This window comes from Rhodopseudomonas sp. B29, assembly GCF_000333455.1.
Taxonomy (GTDB): Bacteria; Pseudomonadota; Alphaproteobacteria; order Rhizobiales; family Xanthobacteraceae; genus Rhodopseudomonas.
This window is the reverse complement of the sequence record NZ_BADD01000051.1, coordinates 1-892: the sequence shown is the minus strand read 5'-3', so window position 1 is coordinate 892 and position 892 is coordinate 1. Positions and strand designations below refer to the sequence as shown.

The 892-nt window shown below is 68.2% G+C and carries 2 pseudogenes; one reads left to right on the top strand and one right to left on the bottom strand.

Going from position 1 to position 892, the window contains the following annotated elements:
- Nucleotides 1-284 (top strand): annotated as a pseudogene (locus I5M_RS31145) (glutamate--tRNA ligase family protein); the annotation flags it as partial.
- Here the strand turns inward: I5M_RS31145 and I5M_RS01635 are convergent.
- Nucleotides 285-892 (bottom strand): annotated as a pseudogene (locus I5M_RS01635) (glycogen/starch synthase); the annotation flags it as partial.

The window sequence follows — 892 nt, the reverse complement described above, 5'->3', positions numbered from 1 at the left end:
GGCCGCGCCGAGGGCCGCCCAAGCTCTACGACGGCACCTGGCGCGACCGCGCCGCCTCGGAGGCCCCCGTCGGCGTCAAGCCCACCATCCGGCTCAAGGCGCCGCTGGACGGCGAGACGGTGATCGAGGATCAGGTCCAGGGCCGCGTTGCCTGGCAGAACGAGAATCTCGACGACCTCGTGCTGCTGCGCAGCGACGGCACGCCGACCTACATGCTGGCCGTGGTGGTCGATGACCACGATATGGGCGTCACCCACGTCATCCGCGGCGACGATCATCTGATCGTCGAGGCCCTTTTGCCACGACAGCCGGCTGACCACGCCGACCAGCAGTGCATCCGCCGCGGGCTTCAATCCAAACCTTGTCTGCAGCGCCTGCTTGTTGCGCGCGCGGGCGCCGATGGTCTCGACATCGTAGGAGACCGGAATCAGCTCATCGCAGGCCGGATCCCAGACCTTGTCGTCGATGCCGTTGAGGATGCCGGACAGATCGCCGGCGCGAAGCCGCAGCAGGCCGTCGAGCCCCATGCCGGCTTCGGTGCCCTGGATCTCCTGCGCGTAGCTCGGCGACACCGTGGTGATCCGGGTCGCGAGCTGGATGCCGGCCTTCAGATAGCCGATCGAGCCGTAATACTCGACGCCGTCCATCGCGTAGGCGCGCTCCGGCAGGCCGAGCCTGGCCAGGAGTTCGCGCGGAAATTGGCCCTGGTACGCGAGATTGTGGATGGTGAAGACGGTCTTCGGCCCGCGCTTGCCGCTGTAGTGCAGATAGGCTGGGAGCAGCCCGGTCTGCCAATCATGGGCGTGCAGCACGTCCGGCGCATAGCCGGGCATGAGGCCCTGACCGAGCCGCGCGCCGGTCTGCGCCAGAGCCGCAAGCGCAGCGCGTTGTC